Raw genomic sequence first — 14,369 nt, forward strand, 5'->3', positions numbered from 1 at the left:
TGCGGAATGGTTGGCTAGACTCGCCCTGACCGCGGCATGGCCGCGGGAAATTGATGCTTCCACGGGGGAGGCGAGCACAATGATCAACGAGATGGACGGCGTTTCGCTCGAGCGCATGATGGTGGACCTCGACTCGCTCAAGGAGTTCGAGGCGAGCATCCTCTCCGTCCTCGACGACCTGACCAGTGGTTCGGTTTCGGCCGTGAACCCGGTCGACGGCGTCGTCAAGGCGGATGACTACGGCACAGGCTTCAACGAGGCGTACTTCATCGCCTGGGGCACGATCGGTGTCGTCGAGCACGTCAAGCGACTGGCCACGATGCTGCACCAGCAGATCGAAGCAATGGCGATGACGATCCAGATGGCCGGTGACAAGACGGTCGCGGCGGACGACGGTGCCAAGCAGAAGCTCTCGAAACTGCTTTACGGCGACGGGAAGAGCGCCGACACCCGGCCCTACTCCGACAAACCGACCCAGGTGGCGCCGTCCCAGACTTCGGCCGGGACCGGAGCGTCCACCACGGAAGTCGCCGGCACCGGCTGACGCTGCCGGATCTCAACGGGGGAATCGCATGTCTTTCGCCAGCACGAACTTCGACGGGTTCAGCCACCAGCAACTGGTCGACATGATCGCCGCTGCAAAGAGCGGGAACGTCATGGACGCCGGTCAGCGTCTGCAGACCGCCGGGCTCAAGATTCAGATAGCTGCGAACGTCCTGAAACTGAAGACCGGCACCGTGGCGTGGGAAGGCCCGGCCGCCGCCAGCTTCCGCACCTGGACAGACGATCTCGTAGCCTCGACTCTTGCGCTGTCGGACTATACGTACAACTCGGGTCTCCAACTGGACATCGTCGGCAACAAGCTCGCCTCGACGCACTTGCCGCCGGTTCCCGTCCAGGACCAGGCCACGGCCGTCGCCATGGCGCAGAACCCGGCCGCTGCGTCGGCGGTGGACCCTGTGACGGGACAGAGCGAGATCGCCAAACTCGAGGCGTCCATTGAACGCCAACGGCAAGAAGCTGTCGCCCAGATGCAGGCGCTGGCGGCAACGTATGTCACGTCATCGGAGCGGATGCGAGACATGCCGCTGCCTGCCTTCAAAGAGCCGGTGGACGTGCATGCGGTCGGACGCAGCGATCCGGACTCGGAGGACTATGGCGGTTCTACCGGCGTGGCGGCCGCCACAATGGTCGGGCTCGGCGGGCAGACATCGCTCGCAGGCGGGGCATCGGGGCGCGGCTCGGCGAACCTGGGGTCGGCGCCCGGAGCGCCTGCCGGCTGGCCACCGGCTCAGGGCCCAGCGGTTCCGTCTGTGGTCGGCACCGGGCCGATGACGGGGCCGCCGCAGGGCGTGAATCTACTCGGCCAGACGAACACACCGCCGGCCCCTCAGCCGAACCAGACGACACCTGGCGGCACTGGTCAACTTCCCGGTGGCACAAACGGCAATCCCCCCATTCCTTCGCGCGGTCCTACCACGGGTCCGGTGCCTGGAACTGTCGGGCTGAACAAGCCCGCACCCTCCAACGGGCTGCCAGGGAGCCGCCCTCCGGGCACGCCCGGTATGCCAGGAGGTTCGACCGGGCCGACACAAGGTGGGGGTGGCCAGTATCGCAGTGGCCAACCGACTGGAATCAGTGGTGGGGCGCCCAGCCGCACTCCGCCTGGAAGCAGCCGCAACATCGGTGCCACCGGACTTCGGAACGGGCCGATCGAGGGCGGAACACAGCGCCCCGGGCAGATGACCGGCGAAGCACGCGCAACAGGCGGTGGGCGGACCGGCATGCCCATGGGCGGCGGAACGGGCGGTGCCCCTGGGGGGACGCCGGCGTCCACTGGTGGACGGTCCGGATCGGGTCGGCTGCCACTCGGGACCCCAGGGGGCATGGTCGGCGGCCCCCCGGCCCGAATTGGGCAAGGGGCCTTCTCGGCGGGCGGATCCGGACTGCGTTCTGGGCCAGGCCAACCAGGCGGGGGCGCTTCGGGAACCGGTCACGGAGCCGGACGTCCTATGGGCGGCATGGGCGGCGGCGGGACTCCGGACGACCGTGAGCGTCGACGTCGCGAGCGTGCCGATTACCTTGAAGAGGACGAGGAGACCTGGGGCGGCGGGCAATCGGGGAGCGTCCCGCCGGTGATCGGCTGAACGAAAGCCGAAGTTTGTCCGTCGGAAGAGAGGTCGATCACGCGTGCGCACTAGGCAGCGCTGCCTGCAGCGGAGCATTGCAGGACTGGCGTCAGCGATTGCGGTGCTTGTCGGTCCGATTGCGTCGGCTCCACCCGCCCACGCCGTCGATCCGATTCGACCGGCGCAGTGGTACCTCGACAGTTGGAAGATCGAGGAGGCTTGGAAGACCTCCCAAGGCGATGGTGTGACAGTGGCATTGGTGGATGGCGGGGTGGATCTTGCGCACCCCGACCTGGTCGGTCAGGTGACGTTGGCCCAGTTCAACGGTGGCGTGAACATCCCGACCAGGCACGGAACATCCATGGCCAGCCTGATTGCCGGGAGCGGCAAAGGCGTGGGAGGCCAAGGAGCCTTTGGAGTCGCCCCCAAGGCCCGGGTCCTGGCGTTCAGCGTCCCCGAGTCGGGGAGCAAGGACCTGGACTCCGACAAAACGACCGAGGCGATTCGAGCCGCGGCCGACTCACCCGCCAAGATCATCAGTTTGTCGTTGGGCAGCGGTCGGAACCCGATCCGATCCGAGGCGATTGCCTATGCTCTCAAGAAGGGCAAACTCGTAATTGCCGCAAGCGGCAACGTTGAAGAGGCCTATCCTCGGCCGGCGTACCCGGCTGCCGACCCTGGGGTTCTCGGCGTCGGAGGATATGACCAGTCCGGTCGTTTGTCTCCAGGAAGCGTGACTGGAAACTGGGTTTCATTGGCCGGCCCAGGCGTCGACATCGTCAGTGCGTGCACCGGTCCGACGGGATACTGCAAGGGGACCGGTACATCTGATGCGACCGCACTCACCGCGGGCGTCGCAGCGCTCCTGTGGGCCCAGCGCCCCGAATACACCGCGAATCAGATCATCAAGGTCCTCATCGACTCGGCGAACAAGCCGGAAGGCCCGCTGCCCAACGACTCGCTCGGCTACGGCAACGTCAGTCCGCGCAAGGCACTCGGCTGGACCGGGGACCCTGGCCCGCCAGACGTCAATCCCCTCGTGGGCAAGCGTGGCAACCTGCCCTCGCCCAGTGCCGCGTCGCCGGTCGACCAGACAACGCCATCGCAAAGCGCCGCTGCGCCGGGTGGAGCCCAGTCTGCGCCCGAGTCGTCGGCCGCGGCTGCAGGTTCCGCAGCGGAGAAGTCCGACGGCGGCGGCTCGAACACCCTTGTCGTGGTGGCCATCGTCGGCGGCGGAGTGATCGCCATCGCGGTGTCTGTCGGCCTGCTCCTCCGGTCGAGGCGTAACCGAGGGGGACCGGGCGGACCGCCGCCGTCCATGCCCAACTCGGCTCCTCCATACGGCGCTTCGTATCCACCGGGCCCACCGCCTCCGGGTTCGTATCGCTGACGGTCAGGGCAGCGGGAGGCGTACCACCCGTCCGACCCTGGCCACGCCTCCTAGGCGGACCGCGGGGCTGCCCGTGTCCTCCGTCGCGTCTGCCGTGGCGGTGATCGTCGCGGGGCTGCCCAGCGAGTCGCCCATGTCGACGGCGATCCGGTTGATCCCGCGTCCGGCCATGTACGCCGCCAGGCACGCCGTGCTGTTGGCGTTGGCGATGTCCTCCGGGACGCCGATCGACGGTGCGAACATCCGTGCCGCGGTGCGGCCGTCCGGCCCCGGCGTGACGTACACGTAGCACCCCAGGAAGCCGAACCGGTCGCAGGCCTCGCGCAGGCGGGCGAAGTCCGGTGCCAGGGAATCCAGTACGGACCGGTCCTTCACCTGTACCAGCAGGCGGGGCCGTCCGATCGATGCGACGACAGCGTCGTCGAGGTCGCCATCGCCGTCGAGCCCAAGCGCGGCTCGGACGGCCGTCAGTTCCGGCTCTGTCGCCGCCCGCAGGTCGACCGCGCCCGGGTCGAAGGCGGCCTCGACCGTGTCGGTCTCGCGGCCCCCGCGTACCCATCCGTCGAAGGCTCGACCGGACGCTTCCAGATGCACGTTGTCGGACCTGGATTCCGCCAGGAACGCCAAGGCGGCGACCGTCCCATGCCCGCATGCCGGCAGTTCGCCGTCCCGGGTGAAGAACCGCAGGGTGGCGACCGTCGAACCGTCCTGCGGCCGGGATACGAAGACCGCGTGCGACGTACCCGCCAGCACCGGTACGCGGCGCCGCTGTTCGTCGCTGAGCGCACGCTCGTCCAGCACAGCGGTGGGGCTTCCGCCGGTGCCGTCCCGCAGGCAGGCGTCCACGATCGTGACCTGCAGGTCTTCCACACTCATCGACGTCTTCACGCCGGTCAACGCTACCCGTCACCTCGGCCCACTAGCGTGCGCGGCATGGCGATCCCCGGACTCGGTCCCCTGATCGTCGACACCGTGTACGCCAACGCCGGTGCTGCCGGTGCGGGCGAATACGTGGGCTACCGGAGCATGCCGCTGCACGTTCCCGTACTCGGCGACGGCCTCCGCGAGTTCATGCTCTTCGGCTATGCCGAAGCCGACGCGCAGGACGACTGTTCCGCGGCGGCCGTACGGTCACGAAGGTGGGCCCGTACGACGGACACATCAGCAACGCTGCCGCGTACGCGGATCCGGCCCTGGCGTATGTCGTGTACAACCGGTCCCGCCGGGGCAGCGCGCACTGACCTGCCCGCGATCACTCGCGGTCAGCAGGCCTCGACGAGCGTCGGTACTTCGGCCTCGGTGAGCACCCACACATCCGGCACGTACCCGGTGTTGCCGCCCGGCGTGGTGACCTTGTCCCACAGCGTCGACGACTTCGCGTTGCGGCCGTACACGGCCGGGCCGGTTGTGTGGCAGACCAGCGTGACCTGCGTCTCGTAGCCGAGGCGGGCGATGACCTCGCTTGTGTTGTTCGGTTCGGACCGCACGATCAGCGACGTGCGGTGCTGCGTGAACGCGGTTTTCCCCTTCGGTATCCGCGTCCCCGTGGCAGTCGCCGCAGGCTGGTTCGGATCGCCGCTCGCGGCTCCGGTGCCGTCTCCGCCCGGTGCGCCGGCCCCGGATGCCGTCGCGGACGAACTCACCGTGGGTGAGCCGGAATCCGAGGCATTCTCCGTCGGTGTCCCGTTGTCGTTGCCGCCGAGGAGAACGACGACGATCACCACCACGGAGAGGCCGAGCGCGATCCACATGCCGCGCGAGAGCCGCAGCCCGCCGCCGCTTCCTGTCGCCTCTTCACCGCCGCCGGACGGCTTCCGCTGCACCTGGGTCTTGAGCCAGGAGCCCAGCGACGACGGCTCGTCCGCCACGGATGGTCCCCTTCGATCGTGTTTGCCGGTTCGAAGCCCAGGCTAGCGACCAGGTCCCCCATACGTACCGTCAAATACGCCGAACACCCGGTCACTTGGCGTCGAGCAGCCGTTGAACGAGCGGTGTGCGGCAGCCCTGTGCACAGCCGCCCGTGTGCATGGCAGCCGCGTCGCAGGGCAGCGCCAGTTACAGGCCCGCCGTTCCCGGCGGGCCGCGACCGAAGGGTGAACCATGACCATCCGCAGCCGAATTCGCAGCCTCGAACGCGCCCTCGCGCTGCACCGCGGCCGACGGACCGGCACGCGCACCCGCAGGGGTACCGGCACCGGTCGCCGCACCCGCGGCGTCGGCCTCCGCGCCCGCCTGGGCCGCTTCCGCATCGGTGCGGGCGCCGGCCGCCGCTGAAGTACGCCGGGTCCTGCCGGTCCTGCCAGTCTTATCGGACCTATCGGTCTTATCGGTCTTGTCGGCCCCGGCGCACCGCCGGGCCGCGCCTGCTAGAAGAGCCGGCTAGAAGAGCTTGAGCTTGTCGTCCTCGACACCCCGGAGGGCGTCGTAGTCCAGGACGACGCAGCCGATGCCGCGGTCGGTGGCCAGGACCTTCGCCTGGGGCTTGATCTCCTGCGCCGCGAAGATGCCCTTGACGGGGGCGAGCAGGGGGTCGCGGTTCAGCAGTTCCAGGTAGCGGGTGAGCTGCTCGACGCCGTCGATCTCGCCGCGGCGCTTGATCTCGACCGCGACCGTCGCGCCGTCGGCGTCCTTGCACAGGATGTCGACGGGGCCGATGGCGGTCGGGTACTCGCGGCGGACCAGGGTCCAGCCGTCGCCGAGCGTGGTGATGCGGTCCGCGAGCAGTTCCTGCAGGTGGGCCTCGACGCCGTCCTTGACCAGGCCCGGGTCGACGCCGAGCTCGTGCGAGGAGTCGTGCAGCTTCTCCTCGATGGTGATGATCAGTTTCTCGCCGGCCTTGTTGACCACGGTCCAGGTGTCGCCGTCCTCCTTGAGGGAGCACGGCGGGCTCATCCAGTTCAACGGCTTGTACGCGCGGTCGTCCGCGTGGATCGAGACGCTGCCGTCCGCCTTGACCATGATCAGGCGCTGGGCGGAGGGCAGGTGGGCCGAGAGCCGTCCCGCGTAGTCGACGGTGCAGCGGGCGATGACGAGACGCATGGGGACCAGCCTAACCGCCGTCGGAGCCGCTCCCGTGCGGTGTGCCGGAAGGCGGGGGCGCGAACGGCGGCGACGGGGGCGCGAAAGGCGGAGGGGCGGGTGGGGCAGGCGGTGCGTAGGGCGGGGACGCGTACGCAGGCGGCAGCGGTGCCACCGGAGGCACCGGGGGAGGCGTCGGGGGAGGTGCGTGCAGCGGCCGAGGCGGTGCGTCCGCCCGCGGCACGCTGCCCGCGACAACGAAGGCCATGAAGTCGAAGCCCCCGTGCTGGTAGCTGCCCGCGTACTCGTAGCCGAGGCTGCGTGCGATGCGGAGTAGTTCCAGCGTGTCGACCGGATAGAAGGCGTACAGGAAGAAGACGGGTGCGGTACCGCTGAAGCGTGCCCGGATGTCGGCGTCCAGGCGGGCCCGGGACCAGCGGAACGGGCGGGTCATGCGCACGACGATCCACACGAGGATGACCGCGGTCACCAGGATCGCGAAGGACTCGCTCACGGCATCCACCACCGCTTGGGCAGCACCAGCTGCGGCCTGGCCGGGAACCCGGGGTGGCGGGCGAAGTGGTACTCGATGCCGTCCGTACCGCGGCCGGACGTGGCCCGTGCGGCGAGCCGGGCGCCGATGCCCGCACCCCTGCCCGCACCCCTGCCCGCGCCGATACCCGTACCGGGGCCGGGGCCGGTACGTGCCGCCCCCGTGAGCGGGCGATGCCCCGTGCAGTCGTACCCGTACTGCACGGCGATCGCCCCGACCTCCGCCGGCGACACGTCGCGGGCCCGCAGGACGCAGGTGGCTGCGGCCCGCCCCGTCCAGGGCCCGGGTGATCAGCCGCAGCACGAGCGCGCGGCGCCGCTCCGCGGGTGACTGGAGACGGCGGAAATACCAGACCATCCAGGCGACTGCCGCCACCAGGATGAGGATGGCCGCGAGCCTGAACACCAGCACATCGACTCCCCCGTAGTCGTCGAAGTCCCGCACGCTACCAGCGAGGACGCGCGGCCGGGCTCGGAAGCCGGAACCGGCCAACTGCCCAGGCGGCTCTGGTGCGATCCGTCAGCACCGGCATACGGTGAGTCAAACCGCTTGCTGTTTCAGTCAGTTGGTGGAGGGAGCGCACCATGTCGCTAGATGTGCCGCCGGAGCTGCTCGCACAGGCCGAATCCGGAGACGTCGACGAGGCCGAGTTCGTCGAATGCATCCGCACTTCCTTGCCGTACGCCTGGGACCTGATCGCCGAGCTGGTGGTCCGACTCGAGGTGGACGGCGGGGAGTTCGCCGACAATCAGGTTCCGCCGCCGGACGAACAGGCGCGCGGGCAACTGCTGCGCGCGTTGGCCAGTGACGCCATCAAGGGGGCGCTGGAGCGCCACCACGGGGTGAAGCTGGCGTTCCAGAACTGCCACCGGGTGGGGGTGTTCCCGGCCGGTGCCGAAGCGTCCGACCGTTATGCCAAGTTCACTTCGGTGCGCGGCCAGTTGCTGAACCAGTCGCCGCTGCTGCGGGACTGCTGAACGAAGTTCAACAAGATTCGACTACCCCGGCCGGGCCTGTTGCCAGCAGGTCCGGCCTGCGGTTTGCTGTGCTGAGCGAGCGCTAGTACCGCAACAGGCAACGTTCACCCCGTCACGGCGCCCGGCACCGCACCTCGCGGCGTTGCAGGGCCTTGCGAGTACGACCGAGTACGAGCTTCGGCCCTGCGCCTTGCGATGCACGGCACCGGACACCGCGACGGGGCAAACGTTGCCTGCCGCGGTACTGGAGAACTGGTACTTCCGGCCGTCGGCTGCCGTCCGCCCTGCCCATGCTGCCTGCCCGCACGCCGCAGCGTCCCTGATGTCCCGATCCGCTTCTCCCCGGGCCGTACGTCCCAGGCCCTGCTCCCCGGACCGCGCCGAGAGCCCTGCGCACCACGTACGGATCCCGCATCCCCACCCCAGGGAGACTTCGCCCATGGGCATCACTCAGCCTCTGCACCGCATGGCCCAGCAGAACCCCGGCAAGACCGCGCTGGTCGAGGGCGACACGGTCGTCACGTTCGGCGAGTTCCGCGACCGGACCGCGCACTCCGCGGGCGCCCTGCAGAACCTCGGCGTGGCGGCCGGCGACCGGGTGGCCGTCCTGTCGCTCAACTCGGTCCGCTACCTGGAGGTGCTGGCCGGGACGATCTGGGCCGGCGCCGTGGTGAATCCGGTCAACATCCGCTGGAGCCCGGTCGAGATCGCCTACTCCCTCGACGACTCCGATACGCGCGTCCTGTTCGTCGACGACGTCTTCGCCGCCATGGTCGGCAAGCTGCGCGACCTGAGCAGCAGCCTGCAGACGGTCGTCCACTTCGGCGTCGGACCGACCCCCGAGGGGATGCTGTCGTACGCCGAACTCCTCGACGGCGCCGTGCAGGTGCCCGATGCGAGCGGGCAGGGCAGCGACCTCGTCGGCATCTTCTACACCGGCGGCACGACGGGTTTCCCCAAGGGCGTCATGCTCAGCCACACCAACCTGCACACCTCGGCGCTGGGCGGCCTGGTGGCGACCGCGAAGCTGCGGGAGGGCGACGACGCGTGCGCGCTGTACGCCGCACCCATGTTCCACATCGCCGGCTTCGGCACCTGGGTCATGACCTCGATGCTCGGCGTCACCGGGATCATCCTGCCGTTCTTCGAGCCCAAGGCCGTCCTGGAGGCCGTCGAACGGCACTCCGTCACCGAGGTCTTCCTCGTCCCCACGATGATCCAAATGGTGCTGGACCACCCGGATTTCGAGAAGCACGACATGTCGTCCGTGCGCTTCCTGAGCTACGGCGCGTCGCCGATCAGCGAGACGCTCCTGGACCGCACCCTCGCCGCGCTCCCGGCCGCGCGCCTCACGCAGGCGTACGGGCAGACCGAGGTCTCGCCGCTGCTCACCTTCCTGATGCCGGAGGACCACGACGAGCGCGACCCCAAGCGGCTGCGCTCGGCCGGGCGTCCGCTCGTGCACACCGAGGTGCGGATCGTCGACCCCGACGACAACGAGGTCGAACGCGGCGTGGTCGGGGAGATCGTGGGCCGCGGCGACCACATCATGCTCGGCTACTGGAACCGGCCGGAGGAAACCGCGGCGGCGCTGCGCGGCGGCTGGATGCACACCGGCGACCTCGGGTTCATGGACGAGGACGGCTACGTGACCGTGGTCGACCGCCTCAAGGACATGATCGTGACCGGCGCCGAGAACGTGTACTCGGCCGAGGTCGAGAACGCCCTCGCGGCCCACCCGGCGGTCGCGGCCTGCGCGGTCATCGGCGTACCGGACCCGCAGTGGGGCGAGCGCGTGCACGCGGTCGTCGTCCTGCACCCGGGGGCGACGGCGACCGAGAAGGAACTGCGCGACCATGCGCACACGCTCATCGCGAACTACAAGTGCCCGCGGTCGGTCGAGTTCGTCGACGAACTCCCTTTGACCGCAGCCAACAAGGTCTCCAAGCCGGTGCTGCGCGAGCGGGTCCGCGCGGCGAGCCTGATCGAGGTCGAGCAAGCGTCGGGCACCGCGTCCGAGACCGTGTCGGAGACCGCCCCCGAGACCCCCTCCGAGGAGGGAACGCCATGACCGCATCGTCCATCGACAGCCCGGCCGCACAGCCGCTGCGCGAGACGTTCGCGTCGCTGAATCCGGCGACGGGCGAGGAAGTCGCCCGCTATCCGGTCGACGGCGAGCACGAGGTCGCCGAGGCGGTGGCCCAGGCGCGCATCGGCGCCGCGTGGTGGGCCGCCCTCAAGCCGTCCGAGCGCAAGCGGCGCCTGGGGGCGTGGGCCGCGACCATCGTGCGTGAGCGCGCCGCGCTGTGCGAGCTGGTCCACGAGGAGAACGGCAAGCCCCGGGACGACGCGTTCCTGGAGGTCCTGCTCGGCCTCGAACAGCTCAACTGGGCGGCCCGGCACGCCGGACGCGTGCTGCGCCGCCGCCGGGTCCCGAGCGGGCTGGCGATGGCCAACCAAAGCGCGACCATCGAATACCGGCCGCTGGGCGTGGTCGGCGTGATCGGGCCGTGGAACTACCCGATCTTCACGCCGATGGGCTCCATCGCGTATGCCCTCGCGGCCGGCAATGCGGTCGTCTTCAAGCCCAGCGAGTTCACGACGGGCACCGGCGTGTGGCTGTCCGAGTCCTTTGCCCGCGCGAACCCGGACGCACCGACCGGCGTCTTCCAGACCGTCACCGGTCTCGGCGCCACCGGCGCGGCACTGTGCGCGGCCGGGGTGGACAAGATCGCGTTCACCGGGTCGGCACGTACCGGCCGCAAGGTGATGGCTGCGTGCGCCGAGCGCCTCACCCCCGTGCTGATGGAATGCGGCGGCAAGGACGCCCTGATCGTCGCCGAGGGCGCGGACGTCAAGGCCGCCGCACAGGGCACGCTGTGGGGCGCGCTGGCCAATGCCGGCCAGACCTGCGTCGGGATCGAGCGCGTGTACGTCGTCAAGGGGCTCGAAGGCGCGTTCCTCGACGAACTGCGCGCCGGGCTCGCGGAGATCAAGACGGGCGCCGATGCCGAGGACCGGGCGTACGGGCCGATGACGATGCCCGGCCAGGTCGAGGTCGTGCGCCGGCACATCGAGGAGGCCATCGCGAAGGGCGCGACGCCGCTCTTCGGCGGTGTGGACTCGGTGAAGCCGCCGTTCATCGACCCGGTGGTGCTGGTCGACGCCCCCGAGGACAGCTCGGCCGTCTGCGAGGAGACCTTCGGCCCGACCATCACGGTGCGGACGGTCGCGGACGTCGACGAGGCTGTCGAACTCGCCAATGCGAGCATCTACGGGCTCTCGGCATCGGTGTACGCCGGGAGCGCACGCCGGGGCGCGGAGATCGCCCAGCGCCTGCGGACCGGCATGGCGTCCGTCAACGCGGTCATCGCCTTCGCGGGCATCCCTGCCCTGCCCTTCGGCGGGGTCGGCGAGAGCGGCTTCGGGCGCACGCACGGCGAGGACGGACTCAAGGAGTTCGCCCGCGTGCAAGCCGTCACCCGCAAGCGCTTCAGTACGCCGCTCGACCCCACTACGTTCAAGCGCACACCGGCGACCATGAAGGCGCTGGACCGCTATGTCACGATGCGGTTCGGGCGCAAGTAGGACGACAACTGCAGGAGGGTGCGTGGGCGGGGGCTCCGGGCGACGGCGCGGCATAAGAGCGTCGCTATTTCGCGGGGTCCCCGCCCTCGCTTCGTCCGGAGCCCGCGCCTTCTCCCGAGCCCTGGTTTCCTCCGGAGCCCGTGCCTTCTCCGAAGCCCTCGTTTCCTCCCGAGCGCTGGCCTCCGCCCGTGCTGCCGTTTCCTCCCGAGAGCAAGCCTCCTCCCGAGCTGCCGGTTCCTCCCGAGAGCAAGCCTCCCGAGCGCCAGCCTCCTCCCGAGCGCCCGCCTCCGCCCGTGCTGCCGTTTCCTCCCACGCCCGCGCTGTTGCTTGCTCCCGAGCCCCCGCACTCGCCGCAACCCTCGCTGTTGGCCTCGCCATCACGGCCATCTCCGGCTGCGCGCTCTCCGGTGAGACCCCCGGCCGCCCGGACTCCTACTGCTGGGACACCGTCACCGCCGCCGAGTTCGAGGCCCTCGTTCCGGCCGGCCCGGACTACCAGGATCGCTCTGGCCGCCCGGCCTACCCGTCGGCCGGAGGCGCGGCCCACTGCCTGGTCATGGACGAGGCCGGCAGCGTGCTGCCGGTGTTCGAGTACGCGGTGCACCAGTCGTACCAGGGCCTGGACTGGCCCGGCGGCCTCTACGCCGGCGCGAAGGTCTCCGTCCCCCTCGGCCCCGGCCTGCTCGGCGCAGTCGCGGAGACCGAGGCATGGGTCGAAGTCCCGCGCTGCGGCCAGACCGACGCCAGCCGCTACGCCCAGCTGACCGTCCGCAGCCCGCGCTACGACACCGAGCCCTGGACGCTCAGGCAGCGCCTGGCCACCACCCTCGTGGCGATGACCAACCGCCTGCGCGCGGCATCCGACTGCGCAGGAGGCGGCGTGCTTCCGCAGCCCCAACTCGCGGCACCCCCGGCCCCCGCACCGGTCGACCCCGCGTCTCTCTGCGGCGCCGAGACCCCGCCGGTCATCCCGACGACAGGCCCGACGTCGCCCGCCGCCCGCGCCTGGACGCAGCAACGCTCCGGCATCGACACGTACCTCGAAGACTGCGTCATATCCGACGGCACACCCGGCGCCATGCCGGAACTCCGCGTCGAGATCTACCGCGACATCCTCGGCCGCCTGGAGACATCCGTCCTCCAGCGCAACAGCATGGCCGGGCAGATGTACACCACCCAACTGAACAACGCCTACTCCACCGGCTATTGGGGCGTCTGCAGCGGTGGCCCGGTCGTCTACCGCGTCGAGGTAAAGGACATCGAACAACTCCCGTCCTCCGAGGCGCTCCTCACCGCGTTGATAGCCGCCAACTACCCAAAGGACGGCTGCCCGTTGCCTCGCCCCTCGGCGTGATCGGCCACACCGCCGACGCACCTCTGTTGTCCGTTCCCTCAACTGCCTGGGTGACCTTCCTGGCGGCCGCGCAGTAGGTCCACAGTGGACGTATGAGACGGGTCCCGCGTCGGCCGCGCCGCGCTCCCGTACGTCCTGAGTCCGCCCGCGCCACCGCCCGCGGCTCGCCGGCCGGCCGCCGTCCACGTACCCGTCGAAACGCCACCGGGCGTGCAGTTGCTGCCCTGTTGGCCGCGGCGCTCGGGGCCTGCGGCTGTTCGGTATTCGAAGCCGGGCCTCCGGGCCCGCCAACGTCCTATTGCTGGGGAGCCATCGAGGCCACCCAAGTGGCCGAACTCCTCGGCTCCGCGCCGTCCGGCAACGCATCTGTCTCGGCGAAGTCCCGCACTTACCAAGATCGTTCCGAGCCGCTTGCGTACCCGACCGCGTACGAGACCTACTGTCAAGTCCTGGAGCCCGGCGGCGTCCTGCCTGTCTTCGAGTACGCGATCCGCCGCACTTACCAGGACATTCAGTGGCCGGGTGGGCTGCCCGCCGCGGACTCCGGTCCGATCCTTCTGCTCGGCGAAGGTCTCGTGGGCTCGTCATCGCAGGCCGGGGCATGGATCCGCGTCCCGCAATGCCGGGCGGACGATGGAACGCGCTACGCCCAGATCGCTATGCGCCCATCGCAGCGGCCTGCCCCGAATGCGCTGCAGTCAGCCGATGGGCTCCGCCGCCGCCAGTCGTTGGTCGCCATGCTGATCGAAACGACCAACGCCTTGCGGACCAAGGCCGGTTGCATCGGCGATCCCATTCCGATCCCGGCCCCACGCACACCTCCCGCCTCCGTCCCCGCCCTCCCAGGCAGCCTCTGCGGCACGGTCCTGCCTGCCTCTCCAGCGCCGCTCCGCTATGCCCCGGCCGCCACATGGACCGAGTCATGGTCCGGTTTCGACGACCGGCTCGAGGACTGCCTGGTCGTCGACAACGCCCCGGGGACCGGATCCGAGGCTGGAGCCCGTCCTCTGCTTCGTGTACAGACGTACCGCGGTGAACTGGCCCGGCTCGAAATCAGTGTGATCCAGGAAGGCGATCCCGCGGGAACGATGCACACCACCCAACTGCAAGGCGCCCAATCCACGTTCTACTGGGGTGTCTGCGCCAACGGCCCGGTCATCTACCGGGTCGAGACGGCGACCCGTGCCGACCTCCCCACCGCGGAATCCCTGCTCACCGCCCTCATCGCTGCCAACACCTCCCGTGACGGCTGCAGCCCACCGGGGCCCGACATCCGGGCCGGCAGCACTTGAGACGCCGGCGTCGTCCAGGTAGCTGAAGCAATGCGCCGGCCGCCCTTGAACTCGGTGGGGGCTGCCGT

13 protein-coding genes are annotated in these 14,369 nt (G+C 69.9%); 8 read left to right on the forward strand and 5 right to left on the reverse strand.

The annotated features are described in order from the left end of the window. The first annotated feature begins 79 nt into the window (after positions 1–79). Complete coding sequence (locus tag LZ495_RS29705) at positions 80–544, forward strand: hypothetical protein (RefSeq protein WP_235056032.1); 465 nt, start codon at positions 80–82, stop codon at positions 542–544. A 1,829-nt stretch (positions 545–2,373) separates the two neighbouring features. Beyond that, the gene (locus LZ495_RS29710; protein ID WP_308268662.1) at positions 2,374–3,519 is read left to right on the forward strand and encodes a S8 family serine peptidase; all 1,146 of its coding nucleotides are present in this window, start codon (positions 2,374–2,376) and stop codon (positions 3,517–3,519) included. A 3-nt stretch (positions 3,520–3,522) separates the two neighbouring features. Here the strand turns inward: LZ495_RS29710 and LZ495_RS29715 are convergent, their stop codons facing one another. After that, complete coding sequence (locus LZ495_RS29715) at positions 3,523–4,407, reverse strand: PhzF family phenazine biosynthesis protein (protein WP_235056034.1); 885 nt, start codon at positions 4,405–4,407, stop codon at positions 3,523–3,525. A 374-nt stretch (positions 4,408–4,781) separates the two neighbouring features. After that, positions 4,782–5,387: an SH3 domain-containing protein gene (locus LZ495_RS29720; protein ID WP_235056035.1), complete on the reverse strand. Its 606-nt coding sequence runs from the start codon at positions 5,385–5,387 to the stop codon at positions 4,782–4,784. 232 nt (positions 5,388–5,619) lie between these two features. Here LZ495_RS29720 and LZ495_RS29725 point away from each other — a divergent pair, with 232 nt between their 5' ends. Beyond that, positions 5,620–5,793, forward strand: a complete 174-nt coding sequence (locus tag LZ495_RS29725) for a hypothetical protein (RefSeq protein ID WP_235056036.1) — start codon at positions 5,620–5,622, stop codon at positions 5,791–5,793. A gap of 105 nt (positions 5,794–5,898) precedes the next feature. Here the strand turns inward: LZ495_RS29725 and nucS are convergent, their stop codons facing one another. Genes nucS through LZ495_RS29740 form a run of 3 tightly spaced genes read right to left on the reverse strand, consistent with a single transcriptional unit; the run spans position 5,899 to position 7,323 of the window. Beyond that, positions 5,899–6,558, reverse strand: coding sequence for an endonuclease NucS (nucS, locus tag LZ495_RS29730; RefSeq protein ID WP_235056037.1), 660 nt, complete (start codon positions 6,556–6,558; stop codon positions 5,899–5,901). A gap of 10 nt (positions 6,559–6,568) precedes the next feature. Continuing rightward, positions 6,569–7,051, reverse strand: coding sequence for a hypothetical protein (locus LZ495_RS29735; RefSeq protein ID WP_235056038.1), 483 nt, complete (start codon positions 7,049–7,051; stop codon positions 6,569–6,571). Further along, positions 7,048–7,323: a hypothetical protein gene (locus LZ495_RS29740; RefSeq protein WP_235056039.1), complete on the reverse strand. Its 276-nt coding sequence runs from the start codon at positions 7,321–7,323 to the stop codon at positions 7,048–7,050. The genes LZ495_RS29735 and LZ495_RS29740 overlap by 4 nt, the downstream gene beginning before the upstream one ends. Positions 7,324–7,674: 351 nt before the next feature. Here LZ495_RS29740 and LZ495_RS29745 point away from each other — a divergent pair, with 351 nt between their 5' ends. The 5 genes from LZ495_RS29745 to LZ495_RS29765 all read left to right on the forward strand — a co-directional run bounded on the left by LZ495_RS29745 (position 7,675) and on the right by LZ495_RS29765 (position 14,301). Beyond that, entirely contained in the window at positions 7,675–8,067 is a 393-nt protein-coding gene (locus tag LZ495_RS29745) for an SCO5389 family protein (RefSeq protein ID WP_235056040.1), read from the forward strand. A gap of 439 nt (positions 8,068–8,506) precedes the next feature. Next, entirely contained in the window at positions 8,507–10,138 is a 1,632-nt protein-coding gene (locus tag LZ495_RS29750) for an acyl-CoA synthetase (protein ID WP_235056041.1), read from the forward strand. Continuing rightward, a complete protein-coding gene (locus LZ495_RS29755) occupies positions 10,135–11,655 on the forward strand; it encodes an aldehyde dehydrogenase family protein (RefSeq protein WP_235056042.1) in 1,521 nt (506 codons plus the stop codon). Before LZ495_RS29750 ends, LZ495_RS29755 begins: the two co-directional genes overlap by 4 nt. A gap of 556 nt (positions 11,656–12,211) precedes the next feature. Then, positions 12,212–13,009, forward strand: coding sequence for a hypothetical protein (locus LZ495_RS29760; protein WP_235056043.1), 798 nt, complete (start codon positions 12,212–12,214; stop codon positions 13,007–13,009). 326 nt (positions 13,010–13,335) lie between these two features. Next, a complete protein-coding gene (locus LZ495_RS29765) occupies positions 13,336–14,301 on the forward strand; it encodes a hypothetical protein (protein ID WP_235056044.1) in 966 nt (321 codons plus the stop codon). Positions 14,302–14,369 lie beyond the last annotated feature (68 nt).

It is taken from the genome of Yinghuangia soli (genome assembly GCF_021502675.1).
Classification (GTDB): domain Bacteria; phylum Actinomycetota; class Actinomycetes; order Streptomycetales; family Streptomycetaceae; genus Yinghuangia; species Yinghuangia soli.